At 70.8% G+C, this 26,346-nt stretch carries 26 protein-coding genes; 7 read left to right on the top strand and 19 right to left on the bottom strand.

The window, feature by feature from the left end; translation table 11 throughout:
* Positions 1–4: 4 nt before the first annotated feature.
* The 5 genes from ABTX60_RS38970 to ABTX60_RS38950 all read right to left on the bottom strand — a co-directional run bounded on the left by ABTX60_RS38970 (position 5) and on the right by ABTX60_RS38950 (position 5,979).
* Entirely contained in the window at positions 5–1,561 is a 1,557-nt protein-coding gene (locus ABTX60_RS38970; RefSeq protein WP_352101619.1) for an SCO6880 family protein, read from the bottom strand.
* Complete coding sequence (locus ABTX60_RS38965) at positions 1,558–2,880, bottom strand: hypothetical protein (protein ID WP_352101618.1); 1,323 nt, start codon at positions 2,878–2,880, stop codon at positions 1,558–1,560. The genes ABTX60_RS38970 and ABTX60_RS38965 overlap by 4 nt, the downstream gene beginning before the upstream one ends.
* A complete protein-coding gene (locus ABTX60_RS38960) occupies positions 2,870–3,694 on the bottom strand; it encodes a DUF8175 domain-containg protein (RefSeq protein ID WP_352101617.1) in 825 nt (274 codons plus the stop codon). The genes ABTX60_RS38965 and ABTX60_RS38960 overlap by 11 nt, the downstream gene beginning before the upstream one ends.
* A gap of 208 nt (positions 3,695–3,902) precedes the next feature.
* Entirely contained in the window at positions 3,903–4,211 is a 309-nt protein-coding gene (locus ABTX60_RS38955) for a DUF8827 family protein (protein ID WP_003991275.1), read from the bottom strand.
* Positions 4,212–4,689: 478 nt separating this feature from the next.
* Positions 4,690–5,979 (bottom strand): S53 family peptidase, encoded by a 1,290-nt coding sequence (locus ABTX60_RS38950; RefSeq protein WP_352101616.1) that lies wholly within the window; start codon positions 5,977–5,979, stop codon positions 4,690–4,692.
* Positions 5,980–6,315: 336 nt separating this feature from the next.
* Here ABTX60_RS38950 and ABTX60_RS38945 point away from each other — a divergent pair, with 336 nt between their 5' ends.
* The 3 genes from ABTX60_RS38945 to ABTX60_RS38935 all read left to right on the top strand — a co-directional run bounded on the left by ABTX60_RS38945 (position 6,316) and on the right by ABTX60_RS38935 (position 9,122).
* Entirely contained in the window at positions 6,316–7,026 is a 711-nt protein-coding gene (locus ABTX60_RS38945; protein ID WP_352101615.1) for a trypsin-like serine peptidase, read from the top strand.
* A 171-nt stretch (positions 7,027–7,197) separates the two neighbouring features.
* Positions 7,198–8,199 carry an NlpC/P60 family protein gene (locus tag ABTX60_RS38940; protein ID WP_352101627.1) on the top strand — a complete coding sequence of 334 codons (1,002 nt, stop codon included), beginning with the start codon at positions 7,198–7,200 and terminating at the stop codon, positions 8,197–8,199.
* Between the two features lie 224 nt (positions 8,200–8,423).
* The gene (locus ABTX60_RS38935; protein WP_352101614.1) at positions 8,424–9,122 is read left to right on the top strand and encodes a phosphatase PAP2 family protein; all 699 of its coding nucleotides are present in this window, start codon (positions 8,424–8,426) and stop codon (positions 9,120–9,122) included.
* A 5-nt stretch (positions 9,123–9,127) separates the two neighbouring features.
* Here ABTX60_RS38935 and ABTX60_RS38930 read toward each other — a convergent pair whose 3' ends face one another.
* The gene (locus ABTX60_RS38930) at positions 9,128–10,681 is read right to left on the bottom strand and encodes an FAD-binding oxidoreductase (protein WP_352101613.1); all 1,554 of its coding nucleotides are present in this window, start codon (positions 10,679–10,681) and stop codon (positions 9,128–9,130) included.
* Between the two features lie 91 nt (positions 10,682–10,772).
* A complete protein-coding gene (locus ABTX60_RS38925) occupies positions 10,773–10,943 on the bottom strand; it encodes a hypothetical protein (RefSeq protein WP_352101612.1) in 171 nt (56 codons plus the stop codon).
* Positions 10,944–11,081: 138 nt separating this feature from the next.
* Between ABTX60_RS38925 and ABTX60_RS38920 the strand changes: the two genes are divergently transcribed.
* Both ABTX60_RS38920 and ABTX60_RS38915 read left to right on the top strand, forming a co-directional pair.
* Complete coding sequence (locus ABTX60_RS38920) at positions 11,082–11,933, top strand: SCO4651 family lipoprotein (protein ID WP_352101611.1); 852 nt, start codon at positions 11,082–11,084, stop codon at positions 11,931–11,933.
* Between the two features lie 91 nt (positions 11,934–12,024).
* On the top strand, positions 12,025–12,192 hold the full coding sequence (locus ABTX60_RS38915; RefSeq protein ID WP_167526760.1) for a hypothetical protein: 168 nt from the start codon (positions 12,025–12,027) through the stop codon (positions 12,190–12,192).
* Between the two features lie 30 nt (positions 12,193–12,222).
* Here the strand turns inward: ABTX60_RS38915 and ABTX60_RS38910 are convergent, their stop codons facing one another.
* Positions 12,223–12,624 (bottom strand): metal-sensitive transcriptional regulator, encoded by a 402-nt coding sequence (locus tag ABTX60_RS38910; RefSeq protein ID WP_352101610.1) that lies wholly within the window; start codon positions 12,622–12,624, stop codon positions 12,223–12,225.
* Positions 12,625–12,828: 204 nt separating this feature from the next.
* On the opposite strand from ABTX60_RS38910, the gene ABTX60_RS38905 reads away from it, so the two are divergent.
* Both ABTX60_RS38905 and ABTX60_RS38900 read left to right on the top strand, forming a co-directional pair.
* Positions 12,829–13,449 (top strand): DUF47 domain-containing protein, encoded by a 621-nt coding sequence (locus ABTX60_RS38905; RefSeq protein ID WP_104787713.1) that lies wholly within the window; start codon positions 12,829–12,831, stop codon positions 13,447–13,449.
* 7 nt (positions 13,450–13,456) lie between these two features.
* Positions 13,457–14,455: an inorganic phosphate transporter gene (locus ABTX60_RS38900; RefSeq protein WP_352101609.1), complete on the top strand. Its 999-nt coding sequence runs from the start codon at positions 13,457–13,459 to the stop codon at positions 14,453–14,455.
* A 109-nt stretch (positions 14,456–14,564) separates the two neighbouring features.
* Here the strand turns inward: ABTX60_RS38900 and pstB are convergent, their stop codons facing one another.
* The 11 genes from pstB to ABTX60_RS38845 all read right to left on the bottom strand — a co-directional run bounded on the left by pstB (position 14,565) and on the right by ABTX60_RS38845 (position 26,255).
* Positions 14,565–15,341, bottom strand: a complete 777-nt coding sequence (pstB, locus tag ABTX60_RS38895; RefSeq protein WP_031105672.1) for a phosphate ABC transporter ATP-binding protein PstB — start codon at positions 15,339–15,341, stop codon at positions 14,565–14,567.
* Between the two features lie 69 nt (positions 15,342–15,410).
* Positions 15,411–16,472 carry a phosphate ABC transporter permease PstA gene (gene pstA, locus ABTX60_RS38890; RefSeq protein ID WP_352101608.1) on the bottom strand — a complete coding sequence of 354 codons (1,062 nt, stop codon included), beginning with the start codon at positions 16,470–16,472 and terminating at the stop codon, positions 15,411–15,413.
* Positions 16,469–17,470 carry a phosphate ABC transporter permease subunit PstC gene (gene pstC / locus ABTX60_RS38885; RefSeq protein ID WP_104787704.1) on the bottom strand — a complete coding sequence of 334 codons (1,002 nt, stop codon included), beginning with the start codon at positions 17,468–17,470 and terminating at the stop codon, positions 16,469–16,471. The genes pstA and pstC overlap by 4 nt, the downstream gene beginning before the upstream one ends.
* Positions 17,471–17,573: 103 nt before the next feature.
* Positions 17,574–18,701: a phosphate ABC transporter substrate-binding protein PstS gene (gene pstS / locus ABTX60_RS38880; RefSeq protein ID WP_352101607.1), complete on the bottom strand. Its 1,128-nt coding sequence runs from the start codon at positions 18,699–18,701 to the stop codon at positions 17,574–17,576.
* A gap of 246 nt (positions 18,702–18,947) precedes the next feature.
* On the bottom strand, positions 18,948–19,382 hold the full coding sequence (locus ABTX60_RS38875) for an NUDIX hydrolase (RefSeq protein ID WP_352101606.1): 435 nt from the start codon (positions 19,380–19,382) through the stop codon (positions 18,948–18,950).
* 34 nt (positions 19,383–19,416) lie between these two features.
* Positions 19,417–20,493, bottom strand: coding sequence for a CHAD domain-containing protein (locus tag ABTX60_RS38870; protein ID WP_352101605.1), 1,077 nt, complete (start codon positions 20,491–20,493; stop codon positions 19,417–19,419).
* A complete protein-coding gene (locus ABTX60_RS38865) occupies positions 20,474–22,705 on the bottom strand; it encodes an RNA degradosome polyphosphate kinase (RefSeq protein ID WP_352101604.1) in 2,232 nt (743 codons plus the stop codon). The genes ABTX60_RS38870 and ABTX60_RS38865 overlap by 20 nt, the downstream gene beginning before the upstream one ends.
* Before the next feature lie 352 nt (positions 22,706–23,057).
* Complete coding sequence (locus ABTX60_RS38860; protein WP_352101603.1) at positions 23,058–23,984, bottom strand: ABC-2 membrane transporter-related protein; 927 nt, start codon at positions 23,982–23,984, stop codon at positions 23,058–23,060.
* Entirely contained in the window at positions 23,981–24,985 is a 1,005-nt protein-coding gene (locus tag ABTX60_RS38855) for an ABC-2 membrane transporter-related protein (RefSeq protein WP_352101602.1), read from the bottom strand. The genes ABTX60_RS38860 and ABTX60_RS38855 overlap by 4 nt, the downstream gene beginning before the upstream one ends.
* Positions 24,982–25,866: an ABC transporter ATP-binding protein gene (locus ABTX60_RS38850; RefSeq protein WP_352101601.1), complete on the bottom strand. Its 885-nt coding sequence runs from the start codon at positions 25,864–25,866 to the stop codon at positions 24,982–24,984. Before ABTX60_RS38850 ends, ABTX60_RS38855 begins: the two co-directional genes overlap by 4 nt.
* Positions 25,863–26,255 (bottom strand): GntR family transcriptional regulator, encoded by a 393-nt coding sequence (locus ABTX60_RS38845; protein ID WP_104787686.1) that lies wholly within the window; start codon positions 26,253–26,255, stop codon positions 25,863–25,865. The genes ABTX60_RS38850 and ABTX60_RS38845 overlap by 4 nt, the downstream gene beginning before the upstream one ends.
* Positions 26,256–26,346: the final 91 nt, after the last annotated feature.

Genomic DNA, 26,346 nt, shown 5'->3' with positions numbered 1-26,346 from the left:
GGTCCTACCTCCGAATGCCGGTGGCGAAGGGAAGGGTGTTCACGAAGGCGCGGTGGTGCTCGCGGTCGCACCATTCCAGCTTGAGGTACGACTTGCCCGCCGAGGCCCTTATCGTCCGCTTGTCGCGGGCGAGGGCGTCGGGGGAGCGGGAGCTGACGGTGATGTAGCCGACGAGGTTGACGCCCGCGGCGCCGCTGGCGAGGTCCTCGCCGCGCTGGTCGAGCCGGGAGTGCGCGGCGACGTCCCGCGGGTCGACGGTGCGGTTCATCTTGGCGGCGCGGGACGCCTCGGCCTCGTCGTTGGTCTTCTCGGTGAGCATGCGCTCGATGGCGACCTCGGTGGGTTCGAGGTCCATGGTGACGGCGACGGTGCGGATGACGTCCGGGGTGTGGACGAGGAGCGGGGCGAGGAAGTTGACGCCGACGGGGGTCATCGGCCACTCCTTCACCCAGGCCGTGGCGTGGCACCAGGGGGCGCGGGTGGAGGACTCGCGGGTCTTGGCCTGGAGGTAGGTGGGCTCCATGGCGTCCAGTTCGGCCGGCCAGGCGTTGCGCTTGGTCATCGCCTGGATGTGGTCGATGGGGTGGTCGGGGTCGTACATGGAGTGGATCAGTGAGGACAGCCGTCCCTGGCCGAGCGGCTGGCGGACGCGGATGTCGGCTTCCTGGAGGCGCGAGCAGATGTCGGTGAGCTCGCGGGCCATGACGACGGCGAGTCCGGCGTCCCGGTCGACCTTGCCGCCGTGGGCGCGGGCGGCCCGGGCCATGGCGTTGGCCTCGGCGGCGAGTTCGCGGGTGTAGTGCATGCAGGCGACGAGGTAGGCGCGGTGCTGCTCGCTGCTGGTGGACACCATGGACTGGAGCTGGTCGTAGGAGTCCTGGAGCCACGGCAGGGCCTTGTCGTCGCCGCGGACGGCGACGTCCTTGGCGTGGGCGTCCGGGTCGGCCGGGAGGGTGCGGGCCAGCATCTGGATGCGGGTGACGAAGCCGTCGCCGTTGGCCACGTGCTTGAGCAGGGTGCCGAAGCGGTCGACGAGGGCCTCCTGGTCCTCGCTGTCGCGCAGGCCGACGCCCGGGCCCTCGATCTCGATGGCGGCGGTGACGGTCTTGCGGTCGGCGTGCAGGAGCACGGCGATCTCGTCGGGGCCGAAGGGGGCGGCCAGCCAGGTGATGCGGCCGATGCCCGGGGGCGGGCCGACCTCGATCTCCTTGCCGTCCAGCCGGGTGCCTGCCTCGATCGCGGTGGAGCGGTAGGTGGTGCCCTGTTTGAGGGTCCGCTTGTAGCTGCGGTTGATCTCGAACCACTTGTAGAAGGTGCGGTGCTTGTACGGCACGTACACCGCGGCCAGCGCCAGCATCGGGAACCCGGCGAGCAGCACGATGCGCAGCGACAGGACCGGGACGAGGAGTCCGCACATCATGCCGAGGAACGCGCCCACGACGATCAGGGCGATCTCGCCGGTCTCGCGGTTGCGGCCGATGATCGCGTTCGGCCGGGCGCGGCCGATCAGATATGTCCGGCGGGGCGTGACCGGATGGGACACGTGGGACTCGGTCGTCAACGCCCTTCACCTCCCGTGCGGTTGGTACTGCTGTTGCGGGTGTTGCTGGCGTGCGGGGTGTTGACGGGGCTGCTCGAACGGGGGGCGGGTGCGGCGGAGGGGACGGATCCGCCGCCGTTCGAGGTGCGCGCGCTGTGCGCGGCGACCCCGCCGGATGCGGGGTTGCTGGGGCGGGGGGCGGAGGACTGGCTGCCTTGGCCGTTGTTGTCGGCGCGGGAGCTGTGGGTCTTGATGCCCTGCGCGACGAGGCTGGCGGGGGAGCTGATGACCGCGGCGGCTTTGCTCTCGGCGCCCCGCATGAGGCGGTTGTTGCGGGAGCCGGCGATCTCGTCGCCGAAGCCGGGGACGAAGCGGTAGATCATCGCGCTGGCGAAGATGGCGAGCAGGATGATGGCGAGGCCGGAGACGACGGCGGAGAAGGCGTTCGGGCCGTCGTCGGCGGAGAGTGCGCCGGCGAGGCCGAGGACGATGACGATGACCGGCTTGATGAGGATGACGGCGATCATGATGCCGGCCCAGCGGCGGACGTGGCCCCACAGGTTCTTGTCGACGAGGCCGGCGTAGACGACGGTGCCGAGGAGGGCGCCGACGTAGAGGAGCGCGGCCCGGATGACGAGCTCCAGCCAGAGGACTCCGGCGGCGAGGATGCTGACCAGGGAGACGACGATCAGCATGATCGGGCCGCCGCCGATGTCCTCGCCCTTCTTGAGGGCTTCGGAGAACGTGCCGAAGAAGGCGTCGGTCTGGTCGCCGGTGGCTTTGGCGAGGACCTCGGTGATGCCGTCGGTGGCCGATACGACGGTGTAGAGGATCAGGGGGGTGAAGGCGGAGGCCAGCACCGTGAGCCACAGGAAGCCGATGGCTTCGGAGAGGGCGGTGGTGAGGGGGACGCCGCGGACGGCTCGCTTGGCGACGGCCAGGAGCCAGAGCAGGAGCGTGAGGATCGTCGAGGCGGCGAAGACGACGGCGTACTGCTGGAGGAACTTGGGGTTGGTGAAGTCGACGTTGGCGGTCTCCTTCACGGCGTCGCTGAGTTTGTCGACGGTCCAGGAGGCGGCGTCGGCGCAGCCCTTGGCGAGGGAGGAGAGGGGGTCGAGGGTGGAGGTGGGGTCGAGCCGGGAGGTACCGCTGCCGCTTCCGCTGCCGGTGTCGCCTTCGCAGATGTCCCTGGCCCTGGCCCGGAGGAGATCACAGGCGTTGTTGCTGGGGGACGGGGAGGGGGTGGGAGCGGCGAAGGCACGGGTGGCCAGCAGGACCGTGGCCGTCTGCACTGCTGCGACCGCGGCGCCGAGTTTGAGTACGTGATGCCTACCGGGCATAGGTGAACCCTCCGTACTCCTCGACGGCCTTGCTCATGTCCTCTGCGGTGGAGGCTCTTTGGTCGCGCCCGACCGGGACCGGGCCGTCCTTCTGGGTGAAGCCGGTGACCTTCCAGTCACCGTCGACCCACTTCAGCTGGTAGGTCGTGGTGTACCAGCTCTCGGTCACGGGGTTCTTGGAGGTCTCACCCGACAGGCCGAAGAGGGAGGTGTACCAGAGTGCGACCGAGGCGGTGGTGTCGTTGTAGGAGGTGACCTTGGTGCCGACCGGGACGACGCGCGAGACGAAGGTCTGGCCGCTCGGCGCGGCACCGTCCTTGGTGAGGCCGAGCTTCTCCAGGAAGCTCTCCTTCGAGTACACCTCGTCGAACTCGGGCAGCTGCGTGGCGGCCACGTCGGGTGCGTACACGGTGTTGACGATCGCGTGCCGCTTTTCGAGGTTGTACATGTCGGCCGACCCGAGCGCGATGCCGTAGTTGGTGGCTGCGGACTGGGCGCCCTGCTCGGTGTGGGCGTAGCCCGTGGCGATGTCCCCGGTCTTCGACTTCACCGGTCGCTGCCCCGTCGGCGCCGTCGCCGAACTCTCTGCTTTGTCGCTGCCCGAGCCGCTGTTCTCGGCGTCGCCGTCCCCCCGGTTGGCGAAGGCGATCGCTGCGATCAGGAGGACCACCACGCCGACCACGGTGACCAGGCTGCGGGACGAGGAGCGGCGGCGGGGGTCGCCGAAGGCGTCGCCGGAGTCGGGCAGGCGGGTGCGGGTCTGGCCCGTGCCGGCGTAGCCGCCGGAGGACTCGTGGTCGTCACCGAGACTCATGCCGCGTACGCCCCCTCGACGTCGTGCGGAAACACTTCGTACCGGTCGTACTTTTCATACTCCTCGTACGACGGTAGCCGTGCTGGTTCCCGCGCGGGCGCGGTGTGGTGACTCGACATCAGGGAAACGCAACCTCAGCCGGTGGGCACGACGGGCGGGTGGGATGGAGGGGAGCCGGGCGTGACCGGCCGGGCGGGACGTGCCCGCGCTACACGGCCATGCCGTACACGATGGTGAAGAGGGTGCCGAGGGAGCCGATGATGAAGACTCCCGTGAGGCCGGCGATGATGAGGCCCTTGCCCTGCTCCGCGCTGAAGGTGTCCCGCAGGGCGGTGGCTCCGATGCGCTGCTTGGCGGCCCCCCAGATGGCGATGCCGAGGCAGAGCAGGATGGCCACCGCCATCACGACCTCGATCATCACCTTCGCCTCGTTGCCCAGGCTGCCGAAGGGGCCCCAGTCCGGAGCGATCCCGCCGATGATGGTGTTGATGTCTCCCTTGTCGGCCGCAAAGAGCATGTAAGTCACCGCCCCTGTTGGGTAGTTCCGCACCCTCTGCGGTAGTGCAGAGGTCAGGCCTCATTGTCGCCGACAATGATGCTGTCGGATGTCGACTTGGCGTCATTGATTGGCGGGTTTCGTACGAATACCTTGCCACCGTTCCGCTCCGGGCCCTAGGGGAGGTGACGGGCGGTGCATGAAGGATCGTATGGTCACTCTGTGTATCACGGCAGGTCACGCCGGGCAATGAGGCCTGAGCGGAACCTGGTGTGTGGTTCCGTCGTTGTGTCCTCTTGCGGCCTTTTCCACCTTTGGGGGCCGTTTCTGACGGCTGGTCGGGTGAGCGGTCGCGCCGGTGTTCTCCGGGTGAAGGCTACCTGGCAAGGCGAAGGGGCCGCGGCTGGGATGCCGCGGCCCCTTCGTTTCCCCGCCGCCCGGGGCCCCCACGGCGCCGGGCGGCGTCCCCCGGTGACGGTCTGTCACCGGGGGAAGTGCGTCAGCCGGTGAAGGCGCCGAGTCCCTCCGGGGTGCCCAGACCGGTCGGGCCGTCGTAACCCGTCCGGGCGGTGCAGAAGTAGCTGGTGGTGCAGCTGCCGTTGCTGCCGCTGGTGACGTCGTTCAGGGCGGTGGTGTTCGCGTAGGGGAACTTGGCCGGGTAGGAGCCGGTGGACGGGGTGCCGGCCAGGGCGTAGACGCTCGCGATGATCGGGGCGGAGGCGCTGGTGCCGCCGTAGGTGGCCCAGCCCTGGCCGTCGGCGCCGTAGGTGTCGTAGACGGAGACGCCGGTCGCCGGGTCGGCGACGGCCGAGACGTCGGCGATCATGCGCTTGGTGCAGCCGGTGTCGGTCTGCCAGGTGGGCTTGGTGTCGTAGGCGGAGCAGCCGGAGCCGGTGCCTTCGGTGCTGCTGGTCCGCCAGACGCTCTCCGTCCAGCCGCGGGTGGTGGAGGACCTGGAGAGCCTGGTGCCGCCCACGGCCGTCACGTACTTGGAGGCCGCCGGGTACTCGGCGCCGTAGCCCGCGTCGCCCGCGCTGACGGTGATGGCGACGCCCGGGTGGTTGAAGTAGGCGGAGTCGTACGAGGCGTCGGAGGAGGACTCGCCGCCGCCGTAGCTGTTGGACACGTACTTGGCGCCGAGGGCGACGGCCTCGTTGACGGCGGTGCCGAGGTTGGCCATGGACGCCGACTTCGCCTCGACGAGGGTGATGTGGCAGTTGGGGCAGACGGCGCTCGCCATGTCGAGGTCGAGGGATATCTCGCCGGCCCAGCCGCTGTCGGGGGTGGGGAGGGCGGTGGTGGAGCCGGTCTGGCTCACCTTCTTGAAGCAGCCGTTCGCGGTGGTGCAGGCGGGCAGGCCGTACTGGGAGCGGTAGGCGGCGAGGTCGGACTCGGCGTTGGGGTCGTCGTAGGCGTCGACGATGGCGACGGTCCGGCCGGAGCCGTTGCTCGCGGCGGCGGAGGTCAGGCCGTAGGCGCTGCGGAGGTCGGAGGGGCCGTAGCCGGAGGGGGAGGAGGCGTCGGCGGCCTTGGCGGAGATGCCGTGCTGCTGCTGGAAGGCGGTACGGCCGCCCGTGACGCGCAGGGCGTTGCAGGCCATCTCGCCCTGGTGGCGGGGCAGGGCGCAGGAGCGGGTCCAGGTGACCTGGGAGGTGCTGGGGTCCACGGCCTGTGCGTGGGCGGCGGTGGTGAGGCCGGTGAGGAGGAGTGCGGCGGTGGCGGTGGCGGCGGACGCCACGCGGCGCCATCTGAGGCGGGAGGTGAGGGGAGTAGAGGGTGTCGTGCGCAAGGTACAGCCTCCTGGCAGTGGTGGGCAGAGGCCTGCGGGTGGGGGAACCGCCGGTGTGTTTCCCGGCGGGGGCGGCGACCCGCGACGACGATCGCTTGTTGAGTACGTGACAACAAGACGGTGATCGGAATCCTGACTTCCGCCTTACTGAAGAGGGTGCGGGGCTTACCTGCCGCTGACGGCCCGATGGCCGGGCGATGGGAGCGGCTTGACCTGAGGGCCGCGGCGGTCGGGGCGGGTGCCGGAGGAACTGACGGGCAGGCACGTCCCGATGTCACGAGACGAATTGGCCGTTGTCTGACACTTCTCTCACCTTCGTCCGGCACAGTCGCTCCGGTGAAGCGCGTCCTGTCCGTCGCCGTGATCCTCGTCGCCCTCATCACCGCGTCCACCGCGACCGCCGACGACGGGGCCGGGCCCTTCGGTGTGACCGTCACCGCGCGCGACGCCCGGGTCGGGGTGCTTCTCCGCGCCGCAGGGGGAGGGCACTTCTGTACGGCGTCCGTGGTGGACGCGCCGCGCCGGGATCTGATCGTCACCGCGGCGCACTGTCTGGGCGGCGACGGAGGGCTGGTGTTCGTGCCGGGTTACCGGGACGGGCGTGCGCCCTACGGGGAGTGGAGGGTGCGGCGGCGGTTCCTGCCCCGCGGGTGGACCGAGGGACAGGACGAGGACAGCGACGTGGGATTCGCGGCGGTCGCACCGCGCGGTGGCGAGGAGCTCCAGGACGTCGTCGGCGGGAACCGGTTCGTGACCGGTACGGCGACGGGGGCCACCGGAGTGACCGTCACGGGGTACCCCAACGCCCGCGAGAAGCCCGTCAGCTGCACCGACAAACCGACCGCGCTCGGCCGCACCCAGCAGCGCATCGCGTGCCCCGGCTTCAGCGGGGGGACCAGCGGCAGCCCCTGGGTTAACGGGGACGGGCAGGTGGTCGGGGTCCTCGGCGGGCACGACCGGGGCGGGACGACCCCGGGGGTCTCCTACAGCGTGGTCCTCGGCGCGGAGGCCCGGCGGCTGTACCGGCAAGCGGCGGGGCACCCGTGACGCGCCGCGCCCCCGTGCGCCGGCCGGAGCCGTCGTGACTCTCGCCGTGCCGCCCGTGCCTCGCCCCGTTCCGCCCGTCCGCCCCGACTCTCCTCCCCGTGATCATTCCCGGGTGTGCCGGCCGCCTCTACACTGGCCCACGGACTCCTGGGCGGCGAGGGGCGGTTGACGGTGCGTAAGGCGTGGATCGTGGCGGGCGTTGCGATCAGCTCCGCCCTGGCCTTCGTGATGCTGCTCGTCGTCGGGGTCTATCTCGTCGCCGGGAACCTGGTCAACGGCGTGGGCGGCGGGGCGAAATCGCTGGCCAAGGGGTCGGTGCCCGCCGCGTACGCGGGCCTCGTGCAGAAGTGGGGCAACCTCTGCCCCGCCATCAGCCCGGCCCTGCTCGCCGCCCAGCTCTACCAGGAGAGCGGCTTCAACCCCAGAGCCCAGAGCCATGCCGCCGCGCAGGGCATAGCGCAGTTCATCCCCGGCACCTGGGCCGGCCACGGCATCGACGGCGACGGCGACGGCGACCGTGACGTGTGGGATCCGAAGGACGCGATTCCCTCGGCCGCCTCGTACGACTGCGAACTCGCCTCGTACGTGAAGAAGGTTGGCGGGAATCCGACCGAGAACATGCTGGCCGCCTACAACGCGGGGGCGTACGCGGTGATCAAGTACGGGGGCGTGCCGCCGTACAGCGAGACCCGGAACTACGTGAAGCGGATCACGACGCTCTCCGAGAGTTTCGCGGCGCCGGTCGGGCGGGTCGACCCCTCCGAGCAGGCCGCGGCCGCGATCGAATACGCGCAGAAGAAGCTCGGCACGCCCTATCTGTGGGGCGGCACCGGCACCGCTGAGCAGGGCGGACGCTTCGACTGTTCGGGTCTGACCCAGGCCGCCTACGCGACCGTGGGCATCAAGCTCCCGCGCGTCGCCAACGACCAGTACAACGCCGGACCGCACCCCTCGCGGGACGAGCTGCTCCCCGGCGACCTGGTGTTCTTCTCGGACGACCTCACCAATTCCCGCACCATCCGGCATGTCGGCATTTATGTCGGAGGCGGGTACATGATCGACGCGCCCCGGACCGGTGCCGTCATCCGATTCGACCCGATCGATACGCCCGACTACTTCGGTGCCACCCGCGTCACCGAAGATGGCGCGAAAGCACTGCCCACGACCGTGTGAACCCTGTGTGAACCCACCCCCTGAGCTGCGAAGACGTATCTCTCTTCGATAACGTCTGCGTGATCATTCGGTGGAGTGTGGAACGTATCGACGGGGACCATGCGTTCCTGGTGACGTAGCCGAGCGGACGTCACTGCAACGGAAGCGGATCTACAACCACGGGGGTGGCAGGAGCGGCGCACGCACAGGTGCGCCGGGAGAGACGACGAAGGGGCCGCAGCGCCATGGCTGGACTCGCCGATTCCGGGTCGAACCCTGACGTCGACCTGCTGTACGACATCAATGGCCTGGCCAAGGACGCACCGGCCTGGTCCGACCGCGTCATGGAGTACGTCGGTGAGTACGGGCTGCTGCTCGGCATCGTCCTGCTCGTGGTGTGGTGCTGGTGGTCGGTGCGGCGGCGCGGCGGAGAGGACGCGGCGTCCACCGTCGCGGCGCTGGTCTGGGCCCCGTTGGCCGCCGGCATCGCCGTCCTGGTGAACGTGCCCATCCGGGGGTTCGTGGAGCGGCCCCGGCCGTTCCTGGACCATCAGGGGCTCGAGGTGCTCGTCCAGGGCAAGACCGACTACTCGTTCGTCAGCGACCACGCGACGATCGTCATGGCCCTGGCGGTCGGCCTGTTCGTCGCCAACCGGAAGTTCGGGCTCGTCGCGCTCGTGCTGGCGTTGTTCGGCGGGTTCATCCGCGTCTACATGGGCGTGCACTACCCCACGGACGTCGTGGGCGGGTTCGCGCTGGGCACCGCCGTGGCGCTGCTGCTGTCGCCGCTCGCCATGGCCCTGCTGACGCCTTTGGTGACGGCCGTCGAGCGCTCGCCCCGGCTGGGGTGGCTGGTGCGCGGCAGAGGGCGTGCCGAAGGGGAGGACACGGTGATCCCCGAGGCACGCAGTGAGCGGGCCTCGGAGCGGGACCTCGCCGCGTAAAGGCGTTACAGAGCCTGGGGATACGTGAAGAAGCGCTCGGGGTCGTACTGCTTCTTCAGCTTGGCCAGGCGGGTCGCCGCGTCTCCGTAGTAGGCCTTGCGCCAGTCGGTCAGGGTCGGGTCCGTGTAGTTCTGGTAGGCGGCCCCCGAGGCGTACGGGCGCATGGCCTTGTGGGCCGAGGCCAGCCAGCCGCGGGCCGTCGTACCGCTCGTGCCGGCCCGCCAGGCGCCGATGTACTGGGCCAGCATGCGCGAGCGGCGGTGGACGAACGCCGTGGCGGTGGGGGAGACGCGGTTCACCGCACCGCCCAGGGCCGTGAGGGCGATGCTGCCGGTGCCGCCGCGTACCGAGGCGATCTGGGCCAGCAGGGTGCGGATGCCGGCCGCTGACAGGGAGCGGTCGAAGAAGTCCGACGCCGCGGCATAGGTCTCGCGGCCCAGCGCGCCCTTCGGGGAACGGCCCGGGGTCGAGCCGGGCAGATGGCACTGCGCGTCCGTCGGGAACGAGGAGCAGCCCGCGTACACCTCCATCGACTCCTCGTACGAGCGGCGCTTCAGGGAGACGCTGCGGGCCGGGGCGCCGACCCGGTCGGCCAGGCGGTCGACGGCGTTCTTCAGCTCGCCGTAGGTGCCCAGGGAGAACGCCGAGACCGAGACGGTCGGGGTGCCGCCCGCGGCGTTCGCCAGGTGCAGGGACGACCAGATCTCGTCGGGCTGTGACGGGCCCCACTCCTGCCAGGCCTTCACCACCGCGGCCGCCTTCGACCAGGGCCAGGACAGGTACGCCGAGACGCCCTGCGGGGCCGGGTGGGTCTTGAAGTGCAGCTCCGTGACCACGCCGAAGTTGCCGTTGCCGGCGCCGCGCAGGGCCCAGAAGAGGTCCTTGTTCTCGCGGGCGTCGGCGGTGAGCTGCTTGCCGTCGGCGGTGATCAGGGTGGCCCGGGTGAGGCTGTCGCAGGTCAGGCCGTAGGCACGGGAGACGACGCCGTGGCCGCCGCCGAGGGTGAGGCCCGAGACGCCGACGGTCGGGCAGGAGCCGGCCGGGATGGTGACGCCCTTCGCGGCGAGCGCCCGGTAGACGTCGATGAGTTTGGCGCCGGCGCCGACGACTGCGGTGGTGCCCGAGGCCCGGACGCGGTTGAGTTTCGAGACGTCGATGATCAGACGGCCGTCGCCGGAGGACCAGCCGGCGTAGGAGTGGCCGCCGTTGCGGATCGCCACGCGCAGGGCGTGGGCGCGGGCGTAGGCCAGCGAGGTGCGGATGTCGTCCGCGTGGGAGACGTACGCGACCGCGGCGGGCTTCAGGGTGTCGAAGCGGGTGTTGTAGAGCTGCCGGGCCGCGGGCCAGTCGGCGTCGCCCGGGCGGATCAGGGGGCCGTCGAGGTCGCGGGCCAGGGCGGACCAGTTCGCGGCGGTGGTTCTCGAGGTGGTGGAGGTGCGCACGGCGTCGGTGGCCGTGGCCCCGGAGCGGGTGCCCGACTGGGTGCAGGCGGTGGTGAGGGGGGTCGCGGCCGCGGCGATCGCCGCCGTGCCGGCCGTGAGTATCGTGCGCCGTTCCATGGGGCCTCCCGGTGGTTCCGTCCTGGGAGACGGGGTGATGGGGGTGAGGGTTCCATGGTCCGGGCCCGGCCGGGAGGTGTCCGCCACGGTTTCAGCCCGTCGCGTGCCGCTCCGCGTCCGTACGCGCCTGGCTCCTCGCTCTTCGTGCCGGGCCGCGCCAGCCACAGATGCAGTGGGCCATGCAGAAACGGCCCTTCTCCATGGTCGTCGTGCGGTGTTCCGGGAGGTTGGGGGGAAGTTCCGGCCCGTCCTGCTGCGCCACGCCGACAACGTTACCCAGCTCAGGTAAAGGGCTCGTACGGCGGTCTGCGCGGGCTCGCGTGACGGGGGCACAAACCCGTCGTTAACCGGAACAACGAGGGGGCCCGTGACGGACGTACCGGCTGGGGGTAGGCAGGCGATGACTGGGCGGCAGCGGGAAGGGCGGCACAGGCGGACGGGTGCGACGGTCGTCGTCGCCGTGGTCCTGGCCGGGGCGGGGCTGGGGACCGCGGGGTGCTCCGGGGGTGACGCGGCCGCCGGGGACGCGCGCGGCGGGGAAGCGGTCACCGTGCTGCGGCAGTCCGCCGGCCGGCTCGTCGGCGCGGGGAGTTCCAAGGCCCGTACGTCGATGGAGATGGCCGCCGGCGGGACCCGGGTGACCATCCGTGGGGCCGGGGTGTACGACTACCGCAAGCGGATGGGGCGGTTGAAGGTGCTGTTGCCGCAGGACCCCGCGGGGGTGGCCGAGCGCCGGCCGATCACCGAACTGCTCGCGCCGGGTGCGCTGTTCATGAAGAACCGGGGCGCCGGTGTGCCCGCGGACAAGTGGGTGCGGGTGGACACCCGGACCCTGTCCGACGGGAACCTCGTCACCGGCGGGGCCACCGACCCGTTCACGGCGGCCGAGGTGCTGCTCGGTACGCGGACGGCGACGTACGTGGGCAGGACGGAGGTCGCGGGAACCGGAGTGCGTCACTACCGGGGGACGGCGGACCTCGCCGACGCGGCCCGGCGGGCCTCGAAGGGGAACGAGGAGCCGCTGAGGGCGGCGGCCGAGGGGTTCGCCACCGCCGAGGTGCCGTTCGACGCCTACCTCGACGACGAGGGCCGCATCCGCAAGGTCAGGCACCGTTTCAGCTTCCTGAACGGGCAACAGCAAAGCCCCGTCGCCGTCGCCTCGACGACGCTGCTCTACGATTTCGGGGCCTCGGTGCGCGTACGGTTGCCCCGCACCGACGACATCTACGCGGGCAGGATCGCCGAGGAGTGACCGGCGTGAACTAGCCCGTCCGTGCCATGCGCGGTGTGTGGGCCGCTCCCTACTCTAGGAAGCCGGCAACGGCAGAGACGAGGTGATGCACGTGGCTCCGGTCGGCGGTACGGCAGTTCAGGACCACGTGGCCCTCGCCGAGATCGAGTTGTGCGGAGAGCTGATCATCGCGGCCTCGGCCGCCCGCGAGCGGCTCAGCCTGGAGAGCATCGACGAGGTGCTGAAGGTGGCCGAGGAGCGGGACTCCTCCAGAGGCTGAACCAGGGCGTCCGTCGAGGCCGGGCTCGGCTCACGTCCGCAGCATGCGGGCGATCGCCTGGGTCGCCTCCTTCACCTTGGCGTCGATCTCGTCACCGCCCTTGAGGGCCCCCTGAGCGGAGCTCTCAACGGCTGCTGTCGCGACGCAGTGCCGCAGGTGTTCCTCCAGCAGCTGCAGGGCGAAGGACTGCAGGGCCTTGGTGGAGGCGGAGACCTGCGTGAGTATGTCGATGCAGTAGACGTCCTCGTCGACCATGCGCTGCAGGCCGCGGATCTGGCCCTCGATACGGCGCAGGCGCTTGAGGTGCTCGTCCTTCTGCTTGTGGTACCCGTGCACACCGTGGTCGTGATCGGATGTCGCGTCCGCACCGGCGGGCTCGGCGCTGCCGGTGGTGACATGTGCGACATCTGTTGTGTCGGTCACGTCCGTCATCGCTTCCTCCTGGTGGGCAGTGGGCCGATATATACCCCTGGTGGGTATATGGTACCGAACTTTGCGGGGTATACGGGCCTGACAACCGCCCCCGTGTTCACCACTGTGCCCGATGGGCGACACTGGTGGGCGGCCCGATAGCCGTGGCCGGATGATGCGCCTAGCATCAGCCTGACCGAAACCGAAGCACCCCGAGGACCCCACGTGCGCTTTCGTCTGACCCCCAGGGAGACGAGCTTCTACGACATGTTCGCCGCCTCCGCGGACAACATCGTCACGGGCTCGAAGCTCCTGATGGAACTGCTCGGGGCGGACTCGTCCGCCCGGGCCGAGATCGCAGAGCGTATGCGGGCCGCGGAACACGCCGGTGACGACGCCACGCACGCGATCTTCCACCAGCTGAACTCTTCGTTCATCACGCCGTTCGACCGCGAGGACATCTACTCCCTCGCCTCGTCGCTCGACGACATCATGGACTTCATGGAAGAGGCCGTCGACCTGGTCGTCCTCTACAACGTCGAGGAACTGCCCAAGGGCGTCGAGCAGCAGATCGAGGTACTGGCGCGCGCTGCCGAACTGACGGCCGAGGCCATGCCGCATCTGCGCACGATGGACAACCTCACCGAGTACTGGATCGAGGTCAACCGCCTGGAGAACCAGGCCGACCAGATCCACCGCAAGCTGCTGGCGCACCTCTTCAACGGCAAGTACGACGCCATGGACGTGCTGAAGCTCAAGCAGATCGTGGATGTGCTGGAGGAAGCGGCGGACGCGTTCGAGCACGTGGCGAACACGGTGGAGACCATCGCCGTCAAGGAGTCCTGAGCCCTTCATGGACACCTTCGCTCTGGTCGCGACCATCGGCGTCGCGCTCTTCTTCACGTACACCAACGGCTTCCACGACTCGGCGAACGCGATCGCCACGTCCGTCTCGACGCGGGCGCTGACGCCGAGGGCCGCGCTGGCCATGGCCGCGGTGATGAACCTCGCCGGCGCGTTCATGGGCTCCGGGGTCGCCAAGACCGTCAGTGAGGGCTTGATCCAGACACCGACCGGGTCGAAGGGGATGGGCATCCTCTTCGCCGCGCTGGTGGGCGCGATCGTCTGGAACCTCATCACCTGGTACTTCGGGCTGCCGTCCTCCTCGTCCCACGCGCTGTTCGGCGGCATGGTCGGGGCGGCGCTGGCCGGCGGGACGACCGTCTACTGGAGCGGGGTGCTGGAGAAGGTCGTCATCCCCATGTTCATCTCCCCGGTGGTCGGTCTGCTGGCCGGTTATCTGGTGATGACCGCCATCATGTGGATCTTCCGGAAGGCCAACCCGCACAAGGCCAAGCGCGGTTTCCGGATAGCGCAGACCGTCTCGGCGGCCGGCATGGCGCTGGGGCACGGTCTGCAGGACGCGCAGAAGACCATGGGCATCGTCGTGATGGCGCTCGTCATCGCCGATGTCGAGGACTACGGCGACCCGATCCCGGTGTGGGTCAAGATCGCCTGTGCGGTGATGCTGTCGCTGGGCACCTACGCCGGCGGCTGGCGGATCATGCGGACGCTCGGCCGGAAGATCATCGAGCTGGACCCGCCGCAGGGCTTCGCGGCGGAGACCACCGGAGCCTCGATCATGTTCACCACGGCGTTCCTCTTCAAGGCGCCGATCTCCACGACGCACGTCATCACGTCCGCGATCATGGGCGTGGGAGCGACCAAGCGGGTGAACGCCGTGCGGTGGGGCGTCGCCAAGAACATCATCCTGGGATGGTTCATCACGATGCCGGCCGCGGCGATCGTGGCCGCCGCGTCGTACGGGATCGTGAATCTGGCGTTCCTGTAGACACCGGACGCATACGAGAGGGCCCGCCCCCGGGAGCCGGGGGCGGGCCCTTTTTCGGCCTCGCGGTGGCACCGCCATGCAGCACCGCGAGGAGACTCGGCAGGCCGGCTCAGCCGAAGCGGCCGGAGATGTAGTCCTCCGTGGCCTGGACCGACGGGTTGGAGAAGATGCGCTCCGTGTCGTCGATCTCGATGAGCTTGCCGGGCTGACCGACCGCCGCGAGGTTGAAGAAGGCCGTGCGGTCGGAGACGCGGGCCGCCTGCTGCATGTTGTGCGTCACGATGACGATCGTGAAGCGCTCCTTGAGCTCGCCGATCAGGTCCTCGATCGCGAGCGTGGAGATCGGGTCGAGCGCAGAGCAGGGCTCGTCCATGAGCAGCACGTTCGGCTCGACCGCGATCGCCCGCGCGATGCACAGACGCTGCTGCTGGCCGCCGGAGAGGCCCGAGCCGGGCTTGTTCAGACGGTCCTTGACCTCGTTCCAGAGGTTCGCGCCCTTGAGGGAGCGCTCGACGATGTCCGCGAGCTCGCTCTTCTTGTAGTTGCCGTTCAGTCGCAGGCCCGCCGCCACGTTGTCGAAGATCGACATCGTGGGGAACGGGTTCGGACGCTGGAACACCATGCCGACCTCGCGGCGGACCGACACCGGGTCGATGCCCGTGCCGTAGAGGTCCTCGTCGTCGAGGAGCACCTTGCCCTCGACGCGGCCGCCCGAGGTGACCTCGTGCATGCGGTTCAGCGTGCGCAGGAACGTCGACTTGCCGCAGCCGGAGGGGCCGATGAACGCCGTCACCGAGCGCGGCTCGACGGTCATCGAGATGTCCTCGATCGCCTTGTGGGAGCCGTAGTAGGCGGTGAGTCCGCTTACGTCGATTCGCTTGGCCATTACTACTTCACTTCCAGAGTCTGGGGGTCGCTGTGTGGCCCCGCGCGGCGGTAGCCGCATATTGACGCTTTAGCGACCGGTCTTCGGGGCCTTCCAGCGGGCGATCCCGCGGGCCACCAGGTTCAGGAGCATCACGAAGGCGATCAGGGTGAGCGAGGCCGCCCAGGCGCGGTCGTACGCCGCACCGGAGCCCGCGCTGTTCGCGTACTGCTGGTAGATGTACAGCGGCAGCGAGGCCTGCGCCCCCTCGAAGGGGTTGGCGTTGATGAACGCGTTGCCCCACACCAGCAGCAGGACCGGGGCGGTCTCACCGGTGATACGGGCGATCGAGAGCATGATGCCCGTGGTGATGCCGCCGATGGACGTCGGCAGGACCACCTTCAGGATGGTGCGCCACTTGGGGACGCCGAGCGCCAGGGAGGCCTCGCGCAGTTCGTTCGGGACGAGCTTGAGCATCTCCTCCGTGGAGCGCACGACCACCGGCATCATCAGGATGGCCAGGGCCAGCGAGCCGGCGAAGCCGAAGGGCTCCATGTCGAACATCAGCATGAGGCTGAGGATGAACAGACCCGCGACGATCGACGGGATACCGGTCATGACGTCGACGAAGAACGTGATGGCCTTGGAGAGGTTGCCCCGGCCGTACTCGACGAGGTAGATCGCGGTGAGCACGCCGATGGGCGCGGCGATCACCGTGGCGAGTCCGACCTGCTCCAGGGTGCCGAGGATGGCGTGGTAGATGCCGCCGCCGGGCTCGGTGTCGGCGACGACGCCCATGGAGTGGGTCAGGAAGTAGACGTCGAGGACCTTCACGCCGCGCACGACGGTCGACCAGATCAGCGAGGCGAGCGGGACGACGGCGAGCAGGAAGGCGACCCACACGAAGGAGGTCGCGATGCGGTCCTTGGCCTGCCGCTTGCCCTCGACGCCCGCGGCGATGGCGTAGGTGCCCACGACGTACAGGATCGCGGCGATCAGGCCCCACTGGACGCGGCTGTGCAGGCCGCCGGCCAGGCCGATGCCGATCGCGAGGGCGATCGAACCGGCGGCGATGGCGTACGGGGACCACTTGGGCAGGCGGGCGCCGCGCAGGGTGCTGGGGCCCTTCGGGGTGACGGTCGCGGTGCTCATGCGTTGGCCCCCGAGTACTCCTTGCGGCGGGCGATGATCGCGCGGGCCGCGCCGTTGACCAGCAGGGTGATGACGAACAGGACCAGGCCGGAGGCGATCAGCGCGTCGCGGCCGAACTCGGTGGCCTCACCGAACTTGCTGGCGATGTTCTGGGCGAACGTGCCACCGCCCGGATCCAGCAGGCTGGCCTGGATGTCGAAGGTCGGGGAGAGCACGGTGGCGACGGCCATGGTCTCGCCGAGGGCGCGGCCGAGGCCGAGCATCGACGCGGAGATGACGCCGGAGCGGCCGAAGGGGATGACCGCCATGCGGATCACTTCCCAGCGGGTGGCGCCGAGCGCCAGGGCCGCCTCCTCGTGCATCTGCGGGACCTGGCGGAAGACCTCGCGGCTGACGTTGGTGATGATCGGCAGGATCATGATCGCGAGCAGGATGCCGACGGTCAGCATCGAGCGGGGGGCGCCGCCCTCCCACGAGAAGACGCCGGTCCACCCGAAGTAGTCGTTCAGCCAGCTGAAGAGGCCGGTCATCTGCGGCACCAGGACGAGGGCGCCCCACAGGCCGTAGACGATGGACGGCACGGCGGCGAGCAGGTCGATCACGTACGCGATGGGGCCGCGCAACCGGCGCGGGGCGTAGTGCGTGAGGAACAGCGCGATGGCGACGGCGACCGGGACCGCGATGACCATGGCGACGATCGAGGAGACGACCGTGCCGAAGGCCAGGACGGCGATGCCGAAGTTCGGCGGGACGAGGTTGGTGTCCCACTGGAAGGTCGTGAGGAAGTTGCCCTGGTCCTTGCTGATCGCGAGGGAGGCGCGGTAGGTGAGGAAGACCGCGATCGCGGCCATGACCACCAGCAGCAGGATGCCCGACCCGCGGGAGAGACCGAGGAAGATCCGGTCTCCGGGCCGGGTGGCGCCGCGTGCGGCGCGCTTGTCGACGGCCGGCTGCGAGGCGGGGGGAGGTGCGTCGGTTATCTGTGTGGGTGTGCCCATCGGGTTCTCCGGTCTGCGGAGCCGTACGCGGGGTACGGCCACTGGCGGCGGTGCACCGGACGGTGCGGCCCGGCCCCGGGGAGGGGGCCGGGCCGCACTCGGGTCAGCTCAGGCCCTCGATGGTGGTGCGGACCTGGGAGATGATGTCGGCGGGGATCGGCGCGTAGTCGTTCTCGGAGAGGATCTTCTGGCCGTCCTCGGAGGCGATGTAGCGCAGGAACGCCTTGGTGCCGGGCAGCGTGTCGGACTTGTTGCCCTTGTCGCAGACGATCTCGTAGGTGACGAGGACCATCGGGTAGGCGCCCTCGGCCTTGGTGCCGTAGTTCAGCTGCAGGGAGAGGTCCTTGCCCGTGCCGACGACCTTGGCCTCGGAGATCGCCTTGGTGGCGTTCTCGACGGTGGCCTTGACCGGCTGGGCGGCGCCCGTGTCGAGGTCGACCGTCTTCAGGCCGTCCTTGGCGTACGACAGCTCGAAGTAGCCGATGGCGCCGTTGGTCTGCTTCACCTGCTGGGCGACGCCGGAGGAGCCGGAGGCGGACTGGCCGCCCTTGGCCTGCCAGGTCTTGCCGCCGTCGTAGGGCCAGTCGCCCTTGGCGGTGGCGATCAGGTACTTGGTGAAGTTGTCCGTGGTGCCGGAGTCGTCCGAGCGGTGGAACGCCTGGATCTTGAGGTCCGGGAGCTTCGCGTCGGGGTTCAGCTTCTTGATCGCGGCGTCGTTCCAGTTGGTGATCTTGCCGTTGAAGATCTTCGCCAGGGTCGGGGCGTCGAGGACGAGGTTGTCCACGCCGTTGACGTTGTAGCCGACCGCGATCGGGCCGCCGACCATCGGCAGGTCGATGCCCTGGCCGCCGTTGCAGACCTTCTTGGAGGCGGCGACCTCGTCGGGCTTCAGCGCGGAGTCGGAGCCGGCGAAGGCGACCTGGCCCTGGGTGAACGCGGTGACGCCGGCGCCGGAGCCGCCGCCCTTGTAGTTGATCTGGAGGCCCTGGCAGGCCGCGGTGAACTGCTTCACCCAGGCGTCGATCGCGTTCTTCTGCGCGGAGGAGCCGTCGGCCAGCAGCTGGCCCTTGGCGTCGTCGCACTTGACGTTGCTCGGCGCGGCGGCGTTGGAGGAACCGCCGCCGGAGGCGCCGCCGGTGTCGTCGGAGCCGCACGCCGTGAGGGCCAGGGCGCCGGAGACGGCGAGAGCACCGAGAGCGAGGGCCCGCCGGTTCATGCGCTGAAGCTTCACTTGAGTTCCTTCCAGGAGCCGCCGTCCTGATCGGCGGCGTGCGAAGACGAGGTGTCGCGGACGCGGCCGCACTCAGCAGGCGCGGCTCGCGTCGGTAAGGCCGAAATTAGGCAGATCAGGTGAAGGCGCCGATGGCCGCACATGAACGAGGGGTGAACCCCTGTCTAAGGCCTGGTGAGGTAACGGAATGCTCACGGGGAGAGCACGTCGGCATTCCGCTTTTACGGACGAAACGGGACCATCCGGTCAGCCGCCCGCCCGGGGCAGGTGCAGAACGGCGAGCAGCTCCTCGACCAAGGGCCGGTCGTGTGGCTGGGTGAGACGGTCGCGGGCGGCGGCGGGCGCCAGCCACAGCACCCGGTCCACCTCGTCCGTCGGCGAGAACGCGCAGCTCACCGCCTCGGCGGCCCAGTAGCGGACCTGCTTGGGGCGCCCGCCCGCCAGGTAGCGCTGGGTGGACAGCTCGGGGCCCGGCAGGGCCCGGCAGCCCGTCTCCTCCGCCACCTCGCGCAGTGCTCCGGTGAGTGCGTCCTCGCCACGCTTCAGTTTCCCCTTCGGCCACGACCAGTCGTCGTATTTCGGCCGGTGGATCAGGCAGAGTTCCGGCTCGCCGGTGGCCGGGGACCGGCGCCACAGGACGCAGCCCGCCGCCCGGACGGTGGTGTCCTTGGGAGTGTTCACCGTGTTTCACCGCCTCCTGGTGCCGGGCGCCCGGTCATGACGCGCCCACGGTCTCCTTCTGCCAGGCCTGCTGGAACGCGAAGCGCGCCGCCTCCACCTCGTGCCGCTGGTCGGCGTGGAGCACGCCGAGGGCGTACGCCGTGGCCGGGGCGATGCGCGGGGTACGGGCCGCCTGGGCCGCCGCTGCCGCCGCCTCCGAGGCGTCGCGGTGCCGGTTCAGGGCCTGGCCGGCGGAGAGCAGGCGCAGATCGACCACGGCGTTGCCCTTCGGACCGCTGACGGCCTCGCGGGCGTAGCGGTGCAGGCGCAGCAGCAGCCTGACCTGGTGCCACGGGGCGTCCTGAGGGTGCGGGACCGTGTCCGGGGACAGGCCGTGCACGAGGGCCGTGGCGTTGTACGGGTTTCCCGCGGTGATGAGGGGGAGGGCGGTCACGGCGTCGGCGAGGCGGTCCCGGGCGGCACCGGCCAGGGGACGCAGGTCGGTGGTACCGGCGGTCTTGGTGAGGGGGACCTCGCTGGCCAGGACGGCGACCTTGTCCGCGACGGCGTGGAAGCGGCTGCTGCCCAGGGCCTGCAGGGCGGTGGAATGGGCCCGGGTGCGGGCGAGGGTGAGCTGGCGGTCGAGCAGGGCGCCGGCCTTCGCCGCGCCGACGGTCAGGTTGCCGCGTTCCGGGGCGGGGGCACCGGCCCTGGGGGGCGTCGCCGCGCCCGCCCGTGCGCCGGCCTGGGCCGGGAACACCGTGGAGCCCGACAAGCGGTGCAGGGCCGCCAGCAGGCGTTCCAGGCGGGCCGTGTACGCGTGCTCCATCGCCAGCGTCCCCGACACCCAGGCCAGTTCGGGGCGCATCGTCTCGCACCAGTCCGCGTCGAGGAGGGGCTGGAACGAGTGCAGGCTGGCGCTGATGCGGCGGGCCGAGCGGCGCAGGGCGCGGGCCGCCTCGGCGGACCCCTCCGAGCCGTTCGGGCCCGACCCCGTCTCCCGGTGCAGGCGCAGCGCGCGGAGGAACTCCGTGGCCTGGGCCCGCAGATAGCCCGCGAGGGCGTCTCCGGTGGGGGCGGGCCCGTCGTGCCTGGACCGGGGGTCCGTGGGGTCAAGGTGTTGCTGTGCCACGCCGGCGCCTCCGGGCGTCTATGAGCATCTCCTGGACGTTGCGCAGGGGCTGTCCGTCCGCGTCGGTCGCATGCCGGGTCCAGTCGCCGTCCGGGCCGAGGTGCCAGGAGGCGGTGGAGTCGGACATGCCGGTCTCCAGCAGCCGGTTCAGGGCTGCCCGGTGAGCCGGGTCGGTGACCCGGACCAGGGCCTCTATCCGGCGGTCGAGGTTGCGGTGCATCATGTCGGCGCTGCCGAACCACACCTCGGGCTCGCCGCCGTTGCCGAAGGCGAACACCCGGGAGTGCTCCAGGAAACGGCCGAGGATCGAGCGGACCCTGATGTTCTCCGACAGACCCGCCACGCCCGGGCGCACCGCGCAGATGCCGCGCACCCAGATGTCCACCGGCACGCCCGCCTGGGCCGCGCGGTAGCAGGCGTCGATGACGGCCTCGTCGACCAGCGAGTTGACCTTGATGCGAACGTACGCGGGCCGTCCCGCGCGGTGGTGCTGGACTTCCTTGGTGATCCGCGAGACCAGGCCGTCACGCAGCGACTTGGGCGCCACGAGCAGCCGGCGGTAGGTCTCCCGGCGCGAGTAGCCGGACAGGCGGTTGAAGAGGTCCGAGAGGTCGGCGCCGACCTGCGGGTCGGCCGTGAGCAGGCCGAGGTCCTCGTAGAGCCGGGCCGTCTTCGGGTGGTAGTTGCCGGTGCCGACGTGGCTGTAGCGGCGGAGCGTCTCGCCCTCCTGGCGGACCACCAGCGACAGCTTGCAGTGGGTCTTCAGACCGACCAGGCCGTAGACCACGTGGCAGCCGGCCTCCTCGAGCTTGCGCGCCCACTTGATGTTGGCGTGCTCGTCGAAGCGGGCCTTGATCTCGACCAGCACCAGGACCTGCTTGCCGGTCTCCGCGGCCTCGATGAGCGCGTCGACTATCGGGGAGTCGCCCGAAGTCCGGTACAGGGTCTGCTTGATGGCGAGGACGTCCGGGTCGCCGGCGGCCTGCTCCAGGAAGGCCTGGACGGAGGTGGAGAACGAGTCGTACGGGTGGTGCAGCAGGACGTCCCGCTCGCGCAGCGCGGCGAAGACGTCCGGCGCGGACGCCGACTCGACCTCGGCGAGGTCGCGGTGGGTGCCGGCGACGAACTTGCGGTACTTGAGCTCCGGCCGGTCCAGGGAGGCGATCCGGAACAGGCCCGTCAGGTCCAGCGGGCCCGGCAGCGGGTAGACCTCGGCCTCGCTGATCTTCAGCTCGCGCACGAGGAGGTCCAGGACCTCGCGGTCGATGGACTCCTCGACCTCCAGGCGCACCGGCGGGCCGAAGCGGCGCCGCATGAGCTCCTTCTCCAGCGCCTGGAGGAGGTTCTCGGCGTCGTCCTCCTCCACTTCCAGGTCCTCGTTGCGGGTGAGGCGGAAGGCGTGGTGCTCCAGGACCTCCATGCCCGGGAACAGCTCCTCCAGGTGCGCGGCGATGACGTCCTCGATGGGGACGTAGCGGCCCGGGGAGCTCTCCAGGAACCGCGACAGCAGCGGCGGCACCTTGACGCGGGCGAAGTGCTTGTGGCCGGTGACCGGGTTGCGTACGACGACGGCCAGGTTCAGGGACAGGCCGGAGATGTACGGGAAGGGGTGCGCCGGGTCGACCGCCAGCGGGGTCAGCACGGGGAAGATCTGGTGCCGGAACAGGGTGAACAGGCGGGCCTGCTCCTTCTCCTGCAGTTCGTTCCAGCGGACCAGGTGGATGCCCTCCTCCGCGAGTGCCGGGGCGACGTCCTCGTGGTAGCAGGCGGCGTGCCGGGCCATGAGTTCCCGCGAGCGGGCCCAGATCATCTCCAGCACCTCGCGCGGCTGGAGGCCGGACGCGGAGCGGGTGGCCACGCCGGTGGCGATGCGGCGCTTCAGTCCGGCCACCCGGACCATGAAGAACTCGTCCAGGTTGCTGGCGAAGATCGCGAGGAAGTTGGCCCGCTCCAGCAGGGGTGTGTCGGGGTCCTCGGCGAGTTCGAGTACCCGCTCGTTGAACGCGAGCCAGCTGCGCTCCCGGTCGAGGAAACGACCCTGCGGCAGCTGGGGCCCGTCGTACGGCGACTCCTCGTACGCATCGAGGTCGGCGTCGATGTCGGGTTCCAGATCGGAGACGACGGCCGCCACCGTGTGGGGGCGGTGGGCTGCTATGGAGCCCACGGAGGGCTGCGCGTGCTGGACCTGTGCCTGGGTGTTCGGCTGGCTCATGGACCCATTCTTCCGCGCCGCGAGCATCACGGGCGCGTCGGACAGCACGGGCGGGAGCGAAGACGTCACATGAGTGCTCCCGTTTCCCTCGGGGCCCTCGCGGGACGGGGGAGGCTCAGGCACGGCGGGATTCATTGGCCGAGCTTCGCAAGCCCGTCTGAATCGATGGTTACGGAGACATGACGTGCGGGACACCGGGGGGCGGCCCGTGGGCGTCCACAGGGCCGGGGGTGCGGCCGGGGCGGCCGCCCACAGGCTGTGGACGACCTCTCGGTATCGCCGTGCGGCACGGAGTGTCCCCGAAGGGCGGGCCGCGCGTCCATCCCCCCGTGGAAGGACGCGCGGACCGGGTTCAGGGGAGGCGGCGGGCCAGCACGAGGAAGGCGGCGGCCGTCGCGGTGCCGGCCACGGCCAGCAGCAGGCCGGTCTCCACGTACTGGAGCGGCCAGAAGTGGGACTGCGGGTGGAACGTGGCGTGGCCGATCTCGACGCCGTCGGGCGTGGGGGTGTCCCAGGTGACCTGGAAGGCCGAGCGAGGCAGCTCGATGCTGCCGGGCGCGATGCGGCCGACGGTCGGCCAGAGGTCCTCGCGGTGCCGTTCCAGGAGGCTGTGGAGGAGCAGGGAGGCGGCCAGGGCCACCCCGGTGGCGGGCAGGGCCCGGCGCCACACCAGTCCGGCGAGGGCGCCGAGGGCGAGTCCGGCCAGGGCGTAGGCCACGGCCACCGGGCCCGTCGACACGAACGCGTCCGGGTAGTACCAGTCGCCGACCAGGTCGGGATCGCCGTCGCCGCGTGCCCAGATGTTCAGCGGTACGAGCGCGCCGGTGCCGGCGGTGAGCAGCGCGGCCGGAGCGGCCAGTTTCACGGCCAGCCAGCGCAGGGGGCCGACCGACTGGGTCCAGGCCAGCTGGGCGGTGCCGCTCTCCAGTTCGCGGCCGACGAGGGCGCCGCCCGCCCAGGCTGCCACGGGGAACATCACCCAGGACAGGGCGGTGGAGAGCACGGCGATGCCGTTCGCGTACACCTCGTCGGTGGTGATCGCCTCGACGGCCGCGCAGGAGGGGAGCCGGTCCGTGGGGGGCGTGGCGCAGGCGCTCACGCCCGCCCGGGCCTCGTCCCCGAGCGAGTGCAGCCAGATCAGGGCGCCGGTCGCGGCGGCCAGCGCCAGCAGCGACAGGACCAGGGCCGAGCGGTGGGTCCGCAGCACCGCCCGCAGCAGGCCGCCCCGGTGGAGGGCGGTACGGGCGGCGGGGGCGGTCGTCGCGGTGAGGGCGGTCATACGGCGGCTCCCGTGCGGCGGCGCAGCAGAACGAAGGCGGTCGCGGCCGCCAGGGCGGCGACGGCGAGGAGGAGGCCGGTCTCCATGAGCTGGAGGGGCCAGAAGTGGGAGGCCGGGTGGTAGTCGGCGTAGTAGTGGGTGATGCCGTTTCCGGCGTCGCAGCCGGGCTCGCCCGAGCACGACGGGATCGGGACGCGGGCGCCGGAGGCGGTCAGGGCGCCGGTCTCGACGATCATGCTGTCGAGGCCGGGGGTGCCGTCGTCCAGGCCGGTCGCGACCGTCTTCACCGGCCACAGGTGCGGGCGCAGTTCGCCGACGACGTAGACGAGTGACACGACGGCCAGGACCGCGACGCCGAGGGCGGGCAGCGACCGGCGCAGCAGCAGCCCCACCAGGACGCCGAGGGCCAGGGCGGCGAGGGCCTCGGCGGCGGCGACGGTGCCGTTGATCTCGAAGACGCCGTCGTCGTGCCACGCGCGCCAGCCCACGTCGATCAGGGCACGGTCCGACGACCACAGCATGCGGTGCAGCAGCGTCAGCATGAGCGTGCCCGTCACGAGCAGCAGGGCCGGGACCGCGAGCTTGGCGGCCAGCCAGCGGGCCGGGCCGACCGACTGGGTCCAGGCGAGCTTGGCGGTGCCGTTCTCCAGCTCACGGCCGATGAGGGCGCCGCCCGCCCAGGCGCCGGTGAGCAGCGGGAGGAGCCTGACGAGGCCGATGCCGACCGCCACGGCCGTCTGGTACCGGCTGTTCGCGGGACCGGGGAAGTCGCAGCCCAGGTCCGGGCGGGCCAGGTCGCAGCCCATGGCCCGGTACTCGGCCCAGGCGGCGTCCGCGCCCGGGCCCATCGCCCACAGCAGCGCCCCGGCGGCGACCGCCACCAGCCCCACCCAGAACAGCAGCGCCGTGCGGTGCAGCCGGAGCATGGCCAGGAGCACGCCGCGCGACGGCGAGGAGCGCCGGATGACGGCGGGTGCGGTCACGGTGTCGAGGGCGGTCATACGGCGGCCTCCCGCGCGTCGAGCAGGAGCGGCGGGGCGTCGGGGGAGCGCAGGTGGGCCAGGACGACCTCCTCCAGGGACGGGCGGTCGCCCTGGAATCCGTCGCCGAGGGGGCCCGCGGGCCGGACCAGGGCGGTCAGCTGGCGGCCGGTGGTGCGCGACTCGACCACCGTGTGCGGGTCGAGGGCCTCGCCCGCCCGGCCCGTGACCAGGGTGTGCGCGGCGAGCAGGTCGTCGAGCGGCCCGGCGAGCCGGACGTGGCCCGAGCCGAGCAGCAGCACGTGGTCGCAGGAGCCCTCCAGCTCCGCCACGACGTGCGAGGACATGACAACCGTGGTGCCGTGGTCGGCGGCGTCGGCCATGAGCGTGGCCGTCAGCTGGTGCCGGGCGAGCGGGTCGAGGTCGGCCATCGGCTCGTCCAGCAGCAGCAGTTCGGGGCGCTTGCCGAGCGCGAGGGCGAGCGCGACGCGGGTGCGCTGGCCGCCGGAGAGCGCCCGGATCTTCGTGTCGGGGTCGAGGTCGCCCTCCGCGACGATCCGCTCGGCGACCCCGGCGTCCCAGCGCCGGGGGTTGAGGTCGCGGCCCAGCCGCAGGGTCCCGGCGATGGTGAGCTGGGGATACAGCGGCTTGTTCTGGGCGACGTAGGCGAGGCGCTCGCGGGCCGCGGCCGGGGTGGTGCCGAGCACGGTGATGCTGCCCTCGGTGGGGCGGATCAGCCCGGCCGCCAGGGCGAGCAGGGTGGACTTGCCGGCGCCGTTGGGGCCGGTGAGGGCGCAGACGCGGCCGGCGGGGAGCCGGAAGGCGCAGCCGTCCAGGGCCGGGGCGCGGCGTCGCCCGAACCTCCTGCCCAGCCCCGCCGCCTCGATGGCGGTGTCGGTCATGCGTCCCCCTTGAAGTCTGCGAAATGCGCGTCGAGTACGGAAGTGAAGAGGGCGGCCACGTCCTCGCGCTCCAGGCCGGCTTCGCGTGCCCGGACCGCCCAGGCGTCCAGGTCGGCGCGCAGCGGGGAGTCGGCGGGGGCGGTGCTCAGGGCCTTGCGGACGAAGGTGCCCAGTCCGCGGCGGGCCTCGACCAGGCCCTCGCGCTCCAGTTCCCGGTAGGCCTTGAGGACCGTGTTCGGGTTGATGGCGGTGGCCTCCACCACCTCACGGGCCGTTGGGAGCTTGTCCCCCGGCTCCAGCAGGCCCAGGCGCAGCGCCTGTTTGGTCTGCTGGACGATCTGGACGTAGGTGGCGACGCCGCTGCGCCGGTCGATGCGGTACTCGACCACTGCTGCACCACCCTTTCACTAATTGAGTAGTGAAAGGGTGGTGCAAGGGAGCGGGGAAAGTCAAGCGTGCTTTCGTGAACCGTTCGGGCCG

This window comes from Streptomyces sp. NPDC126510 (assembly GCF_040302345.1).
GTDB lineage: Bacteria > Actinomycetota > Actinomycetes > Streptomycetales > Streptomycetaceae > Streptomyces.
Note: the sequence above shows the minus strand (reverse complement) of the source record. Positions and strands in the feature narration are given on the sequence as shown.

Bases quoted from the DNA above. Each gene is read 5' to 3' on its own strand.
- ABTX60_RS38960 (WP_352101617.1), bottom strand. From the start codon at position 3,694: ATGAGTCTCGGTGACGACCACGAGTCCTCCGGCGGCTACGCCGGCACG.
- ABTX60_RS38850 (WP_352101601.1), bottom strand. From the start codon at position 25,866: ATGACCGACACCGCCATCGAGGCGGCGGGGCTGGGCAGGAGGTTCGGG.
- ABTX60_RS38935 (WP_352101614.1), top strand. From the start codon at position 8,424: ATGGCTGGACTCGCCGATTCCGGGTCGAACCCTGACGTCGACCTGCTG.
- pstA (WP_352101608.1), bottom strand. From the start codon at position 16,472: ATGAGCACCGCGACCGTCACCCCGAAGGGCCCCAGCACCCTGCGCGGC.
- ABTX60_RS38860 (WP_352101603.1), bottom strand. From the start codon at position 23,984: ATGACCGCCCTCACCGCGACGACCGCCCCCGCCGCCCGTACCGCCCTC.
- ABTX60_RS38855 (WP_352101602.1), bottom strand. From the start codon at position 24,985: ATGACCGCCCTCGACACCGTGACCGCACCCGCCGTCATCCGGCGCTCC.
- ABTX60_RS38920 (WP_352101611.1), top strand. From the start codon at position 11,082: ATGACTGGGCGGCAGCGGGAAGGGCGGCACAGGCGGACGGGTGCGACG.
- pstB (WP_031105672.1), bottom strand. From the start codon at position 15,341: ATGGCCAAGCGAATCGACGTAAGCGGACTCACCGCCTACTACGGCTCC.
- pstC (WP_104787704.1), bottom strand. From the start codon at position 17,470: ATGGGCACACCCACACAGATAACCGACGCACCTCCCCCCGCCTCGCAG.
- ABTX60_RS38965 (WP_352101618.1), bottom strand. From the start codon at position 2,880: ATGCCCGGTAGGCATCACGTACTCAAACTCGGCGCCGCGGTCGCAGCA.
- ABTX60_RS38930 (WP_352101613.1), bottom strand. From the start codon at position 10,681: ATGGAACGGCGCACGATACTCACGGCCGGCACGGCGGCGATCGCCGCG.
- ABTX60_RS38900 (WP_352101609.1), top strand. From the start codon at position 13,457: ATGGACACCTTCGCTCTGGTCGCGACCATCGGCGTCGCGCTCTTCTTC.
- ABTX60_RS38955 (WP_003991275.1), bottom strand. From the start codon at position 4,211: ATGCTCTTTGCGGCCGACAAGGGAGACATCAACACCATCATCGGCGGG.
- ABTX60_RS38865 (WP_352101604.1), bottom strand. From the start codon at position 22,705: ATGAGCCAGCCGAACACCCAGGCACAGGTCCAGCACGCGCAGCCCTCC.
- ABTX60_RS38910 (WP_352101610.1), bottom strand. From the start codon at position 12,624: ATGACGGACGTGACCGACACAACAGATGTCGCACATGTCACCACCGGC.